The organism is Shewanella sp. SG44-2 (genome assembly GCF_014164215.1).
In the GTDB taxonomy this organism is placed as follows: Bacteria; Pseudomonadota; Gammaproteobacteria; order Enterobacterales; family Shewanellaceae; genus Shewanella; species Shewanella frigidimarina.
On record NZ_JACJEU010000062.1, the window covers coordinates 1 to 1,658 of the forward strand.

Below are 1,658 nucleotides of genomic sequence, written 5' to 3' on the forward strand. Positions count from 1 at the left end.
GTGTCGCCAACTTGGGTGCCAGTCGCTAGCGTCACGGTCGCGGTCACAGTGCCGTCGCTGCCGATCTCATCGCTGTTGAACACGCCATCGCTGCCCATGCCGCTGAACTCAACGGTGGGTGCAGGTGCCATGGTGGCATCAACAGGTTGTGTATCTGTTGCGGTTGCAGATGGGTTACCGGCGATATCAATCACTTGCGCGGTGACATCAACATCGGTCGCGCCTGCAGTGACAGGCACTTCAACGTCAAAGCCGTTGTCGAGCATGTCCTGAGTCACAGGGCCATTAAATAGGGTGTTGCCGTTGCCATCAGTGACAATCAAGGTGTCGCCAACTTGGGTGCCAGTCGCTAGCGTCACGGTCGCGGTCACAGTGCCGTCGCTGCCGATCTCATCGCTGTTGAACACGCCATCGCTGCCCATGCCGCTGAACTCAACGGTGGGTGCAGGTGCCATGGTGGCATCAACAGGTTGTGTATCTGTTGCGGTTGCAGATGGGTTACCGGCGATATCAATCACTTGCGCGGTGACATCAACATCGGTCGCGCCTGCAGTGACAGGCACTTCAACGTCAAAGCCGTTGTCGAGCATGTCCTGAGTCACAGGGCCATTAAATAGGGTGTTGCCGTTGCCATCAGTGACAATCAAGGTGTCGCCAACTTGGGTGCCAGTCGCTAGCGTCACGGTCGCGGTCACAGTGCCGTCGCTGCCGATCTCATCGCTGTTGAACACGCCATCGCTGCCCATGCCGCTGAACTCAACGGTGGGTGCAGGTGCCATGGTGGCATCAACAGGTTGTGTATCAGTGGCTGTTGCAGATGGGTTGCCGGCGATATCAATCACTTGCGCGGTCACATCAACATCAGTTGCGCCTGCAGTGACAGGCACTTCAACGTCAAAGCCGTTGTCGAGCATGTCTTGAGTGACAGGGCCGTTAAATAGGGTGTTGCCGTTGCCGTCAGTGACAATCAAGGTGTCGCCAACTTGGGTGCCAGTCGCTAGCGTCACGGTCGCGGTCACAGTGCCGTCGCTGCCGATCTCATCGCTGTTGAAGATACCATCGCTGCCCATGCCGCTGAACTCAACGGTGGGTGCAGGTGCCATGGTGGCATCAACAGGTTGTGTATCTGTCGCTGTCGCAGATGGGTTACCGGCGATATCAATCACTTGTGCGGTGACATCAACATCGGTCGCGCCTGCAGTGACAGGGACTTCAACGTCAAAGCCGTTGTCGAGCATGTCTTGAGTGACAGGGCCGTTAAATAGGGTGTTGCCATTGCCGTCAGTGACAATCAAGGTGTCGCCAACTTCAGTGCCAGTCGCTAGGGTGACGGTGGCGGTCACAGTGCCGTCGCTGCCGATCTCATCGCTGTTGAAGATACCGTCGCTGCCCATGCCGCTGAATTCTACAGTCGGTGCAGGTGCCATAGTGGCATCAACAGGTTGTGTATCAGTGGCGGTCGCAGATGGGTTACCGGCGATATCAATCACTTGCGCTGTGACATCAACATCGGTCGCGCCTGCAGTGACAGGGACTTCCACCGGATAACCGTTGTCGAGCATGTCCTGAGTCACAGGGCCGTTAAATAGGGTGTTGCCGTTGCCATCAGTGACAATCAAGGTGTCGCCAACTTGGGTGCCAGTCGCTAGCGTCACGGT

General features: G+C 57.0%; 1 protein-coding gene. It reads right to left on the minus strand.

The genetic code is table 11. The annotated features are described in order from the left end of the window. A partial coding sequence (locus H5181_RS20225) for a hypothetical protein (RefSeq protein WP_182751885.1) occupies positions 1–1,658 on the minus strand: 1,658 nt, incomplete at both ends.